The organism is Streptomyces griseicoloratus, from assembly GCF_014534645.1.
Classification (GTDB): Bacteria; Actinomycetota; Actinomycetes; order Streptomycetales; family Streptomycetaceae; genus Streptomyces; species Streptomyces griseicoloratus.
The window spans coordinates 1-4,867 of sequence record NZ_JACVQF010000032.1; the positions used below are offsets into that span (position 1 = coordinate 1).

A 4,867-nucleotide genomic window follows, 5' to 3' on the forward strand; every position below is an offset into this window, starting at 1 on the left:
ACGGGCAGTGCCGTGAACAGGTCCGCCACGCGCACGTTCCCGGTGAAGTCCCGCCCCGGGGCCAGCACGTCGGCCCACCGGCCGGGCGGCAGCCGCAGGGTCGTCCCCTGCCAGCCGCCCGCCTCCGCCAGCCGCAGCGACAGGCGTGTCACGGCCGTCAGGACCTCCCCGGAGCGCACGAAGGCCAGGCAGTGGCCCGCCGCCGGGCCCTCGGCGGCCAGCGGCTCGTACGTCGCCGCGTCGCCGAAGACCTCGGGCCTGCGGGCGCGCAGCCCCAGCGCCGCCCGGGTCACCGCCGCCTTGTCCCCGCCGCCGGCGGGCGGGAAGCTCACGGCGCGGCGGTTGTCGGGGTCGACCAGCGCCCGGTACTCGTTCTCGGTGCCCTGGTAGAGATCCGGCACGCCCGGCATGGTCAGGTGCACCAGGGCCGTACCGAGGACGTTGGCCCGGATGTGCGTCTCCAGGGAGCTCCGGAAGGCGGCCACCCGCTCGCCCGGCGCCCCGCACGGCCCCGCCGCCACGAAGGCGGCGACCGCCTCCTCGTACGGCGGTTCCCGCTCGGTCCAGCTGGTGTACATGCCGGCCTCGCGCACATGCTTCAGCAGCGCCTGCCGTACGCGCTCCCCGTCCGTCGGCCCGAGCCCGAACACCGTCTGCCAGGCCGCCCACGCGAGCTGCGCGTCGGGGACGCCGTCGCCGGTGCGGGTGACCTCCGCCAGGACGTCCGCCCAGCGCTCCGGGCACTCCGTGAGCACCGCCAGCGCCGCGCGCACGTCGGCGCTGCGCTTGGTGTCGTGCGTCGAGACCACCGTGCCGGTCACCGGCCAGTCCCGCTGCACGCGCGCGCAGTAGGCGTGGAACTCCTGCGGCGACACGGCGGGACTCCCCGGGTTCCCGCCCACCTCGGTCGCCGACAGCAGCGGCACGTAGCGGTAGAACGCCGTGTCCTCCACCGACTTGGCCCGCAGCGCCGACGCCGTCTGCGCGAACCGCGTCCGGAACTCCACGTGGCCCGGATCGTCCCCGGCCCGCCCGAGCACCAGCTCCCGCACGACGTCCACCGCCCCGGCCTCCTCCGGCACGACGAACGCCGCCCGTGCCTCGGCGGCCGCCTTCTCGGTGACGACCGTGGCCGCGTCGACGGACGCGTACGGCCGGTAGACCTGCAACCGGACCAGCAGCTCCTGCAGCGCGGTGCGCAGCGCCCAGGGCGCCCGGTCGCGCAGCGAAGGGTCCGGCGACGTCACGCACAGCCGGTGCGCCACCCGCGTCAGCCGGTCGGTCTCGGTGGCCAGCTCGTGCGTGAGCACCTTGTACGCCGCCCGCCGCACCGTCGCCGCCCAGTCCCCGCCCCGGTCCGTCTGCGGGGCGGCGAACCGCCGGTACTGTCCGAGGAGCTCCCCGTGGCCGGCCGGGTCCGTGAAGAGCCCGTCGATGTGCCGCAGGGCGTCGTAGCCGGTCGTGCCCGCGACCGGCCAGGCGGCCGGCAGGTGCTCGCCGTCCGAGAGGATCTTCTCCACGACCGTCCACCGGCCGCCGGTCGCCTCGTGCAGCCGTTCCAGGTAGGTGTCGGGGTCGGCGAGCCCGTCGGGGTGGTCGACGCGCAGCCCGTCGATCACGCCGTCGTGCAGCAGCCGCAGGACCGTGGCGTGCGTCGCCTCGAACACCCGCGGGTCCTCCACGCGCACCCCGATCAGCTCCGAGATGCTGAAGAACCGCCGGTAGTTCAGCTCGGTCCGGGCCAGCCGCCACCACACCGGGCGGTACCACTGCGCGTCCAGCAGCTGCGGCAGCGGCAGTTCCTCGGTGCCCTCCCGGAGCGGGAACGCGTGGTCGTGGTAGCGCAACACGTCGCCGTCGGCGCGCAGATCGCCGATGACGTCGCCCAGCGGCCCGCCGAGCACCGGCAGCAGCACCTGGCCGCCCTGCGCCTCCCAGTCGATGTCGAACCACCGCGCGTACGGCGACGCCGGCCCCTCCCGCAACACCTCCCACAGGGCGCGGTTGTGCCGGGGGGACATCGCCATGTGGTTCGGCACGATGTCCACCACCAGGCCGAGACCGTGCTGCCGGGCGGTGTCCGCCAGCGCCCGCAGCCCCTCCTCGCCGCCCAGTTCCCCCCGTACGCGCGCGTGGTCCACGACGTCGTAGCCGTGCAGCGAGCCGGGAACGGCCTCCAGCACCGGGGACAGGTGCAGGTGCGACACGCCGAGCGAGGCCAGGTACGGCACGGCCGCCGCCGCGGCCGCGAAGGGGAACTCGGGCTGCAGCTGCAGCCGGTACGTGGCCGAGGGGACCGCGGGCAGCACCGGGTCGGGTCGCTCAGGTGTCATGGAAACCTACGTACCCGCCCCGCCGCCTTTCGTGTCATCGGCCCCTCCACGGGCGTACGCGCGCGTGGCTAGCTTCGAGCGATGGGGAGCACCGGGAGCACGGCGGGCAGGGGGCGTACGGCGGGCACGGGGGGCACAGCGGGCGCCGGTAGCACCGCGGGCACCGGGCGGCGCGGCGCGCTGGAGACGTACCGGGAGGTGATCGGCCTGACCGGGCCGCTGCTGCCGGCCGTGTCCTTCCTCGGCCGGCTGCCGACGGCCACCATCCAGTTCGGCAGCGTACTGCTCGTCGCCCGCACCAGCGGCTCCCTGGCCGCCGCGGGGCTGACCGGCGGCGCCCTCGCGATCGGCCAGGTGGCCTGCGGTCCGCTGGTGGGCCGGCTCGCCGACCGGCACGGCCAGCGCACGGTGGTGCTCGTCTTCAGCCTCGCCAACGCGCTCGCCGTCGCCGCGCTCGTGGCCGGCGCGCTCGCCGGGCTGCCCACCTGGCTGCTGGCGCTCCTCGGCGCGGCGGCCGGCGCGAGCGTCCCGCTGATCGGCCCGCTGGCCCGCACCCGTCTGGTGGCACTCGCCCGCCGCGCCGGAGCCCCCGAGCCCACGGTCGGCGCCGCCCTGTCCTTCGAGAGCACGCTCGACGAGGTCTCCTTCGTCCTCGGCCCCGCCCTGGTGGGCCTCGCCGCCGTACTGGCCCACCCGGCCCACGCCCTGGGTGCCGCGGCGGTGCTCGTGGCCCTGTGCGGCACGGGCTTCGCCCTCCACCCGACGGCGCGGGCGACGGCGGCCCCCGCCACCGGTACCCCACGCGCGCGTGCCCGGTCCCGCATGCCCCGTTCCTTCCAGGCCCTGTGCGCCTCGCTCGCCCTCCAGGGCGCGATGTTCGGGGCCTGCCAGGCGGGCATCACCGCGCTGACCGAGCGGCTCGGACAGCCCGACCAGGCCGGGCTGGTGTACGCCGCCATGGGGGTGATGAGCGCCGGCGCGGGGTTCGCCATGGCCGCCGTGCCCGGCCGCATCGGCCTGCGGGCCCGCTGGCGGGCGGCCACCGCGACGGCGTTCGTGCTCTCGCTGCCCCTGCTGTGGACCGGCGGCCTGGGCGTCCTGTACGCCGTCGTCACCGTCCTCGGCGTCGCCTACGCACCGCATCTGATCACCGTGTTCGCGCTCACCGAACGGACGGTGCCACGGGCCCGGCTCGCCGAGGCCATGGCCTTCGCGACCAGCGCGCTCACCGGCGGCCAGGCCGTCTCGGTGGCCCTCAACGGCCGGCTGACCGAGTCGCACGGCCCCGCCGCGGCGTTCGCGGTGGGGAGCGCGGCCGCCGCACTGGCCTGCGTGATCGCCCTGACGGCCCGTCCGGCGCCGTACTCCGGGAACAGGGCGTCCTAGACGGGCCGCTGCAGCACCGCCAGACTCCGGTCCACCAGCGTCAGCCGGTCCCCGGCCTGCACCTTCGTGCCCGGGTCCGGGGGCACCCCGTCGGTGCGGGAGGTGTCGACCACCACCTGCCACTGCCGGCCGTGGTCGACCGGCACCACGAAGTCCAGCGGCTTCGGCGAGGCGTTGAACATCAGCAGGAACGAGTCGTCGACGATGCGTTCCCCGCGCGCGCCGGGCTCGGAGATCGCGTTGCCGTTCAGGAACACGGTCAGCGCCGACGCCTGGGCCGAGTTCCAGTCCCGCTGGGTCATCTCCCGGCCTTCCGGGGTGAACCAGGCGATGTCCGACAGCTCGTCGTGGGTGCCCTCCACGGGCCGCCCGTGGAAGAAGCGCCGCCTGCGGAAGACCGGGTGGTCCTTGCGCAGCCACACCATCGCGCGCGTGAAGTCCAGCAGGCCGGCGCCGGGCCTGCCGTCGCCGGACCCGCCGCTGTCGGACCCTTCGGCACCGGACCCCTCTGCGTCGGGCCAGTGCACCCAGGACAGCTCGTTGTCCTGGCAGTAGGCGTTGTTGTTGCCCTTCTGGGTGCGGGCGAACTCGTCGCCGTGGCTGATCATCGGCACGCCCTGGGACAGCAGCAGCGTGGCGATGAAGTTCCGCATCTGCCGCGCCCGCAGTTCCAGCACCGCCGGGTCGTCCGTCTCGCCCTCGGCGCCGCAGTTCCAGGACCGGTTGTGGTTCTCGCCGTCCCGGTTGTCCTCGCCGTTGGCCTCGTTGTGCTTGCCGTTGTACGCGACCAGGTCGTGCAGGGTGAACCCGTCGTGGCAGGTGACGAAGTTGATGGAGGCCAGCGGGCGCCGGCCGTCGTCCTGGTACAGGTCGGACGATCCGGTCAGCCGGGACGCGAACTCCGCGAGCGTGCGCGGCTCGCCGCGCCACAGGTCCCGGACCGTGTCCCGGTACTTGCCGTTCCACTCGGTCCACAGCGGCGGGAAGTTGCCCACCTGGTAGCCGCCCTCGCCCACGTCCCACGGCTCGGCGATCAGCTTCACCTGCGACACCACGGGGTCCTGCTGCACCAGGTCGAAGAACGACGACAGCCGGTCCACCTCGTGGAACTGCCGGGCCAGGGTGGCCGCGAGGTCGAAGCGGAAGCC

The 4,867-nt window shown here is 75.0% G+C and carries 2 protein-coding genes and 1 pseudogene; 1 reads left to right on the top strand and 2 read right to left on the bottom strand.

Annotated features, from left to right (window positions below; genetic code table 11):
- A partial coding sequence (gene treY, locus H0H10_RS01075; RefSeq protein ID WP_188178874.1) for a malto-oligosyltrehalose synthase occupies positions 1 to 2,333 on the bottom strand: 2,333 nt, incomplete at its 3' end.
- Positions 2,334 to 2,414: 81 nt separating this feature from the next.
- On the opposite strand from treY, the gene H0H10_RS01080 reads away from it, so the two are divergent.
- A complete protein-coding gene (locus H0H10_RS01080) occupies positions 2,415 to 3,719 on the top strand; it encodes an MFS transporter (protein WP_223179209.1) in 1,305 nt (434 codons plus the stop codon).
- On the opposite strand, the pseudogene H0H10_RS01085 reads toward H0H10_RS01080, so the two are convergent.
- A pseudogene (locus H0H10_RS01085) lies at positions 3,716 to 4,867 on the bottom strand (glycogen debranching enzyme); the annotation flags it as partial. The gene H0H10_RS01080 and the pseudogene H0H10_RS01085 overlap by 4 nt on opposite strands.

What these genes read in the sequence shown, in the direction of transcription:
- H0H10_RS01080 (WP_223179209.1), top strand. Translation starts at nt 2,415, where the DNA reads ATGGGGAGCACCGGGAGCACGGCGGGCAGGGGGCGTACGGCGGGCACG.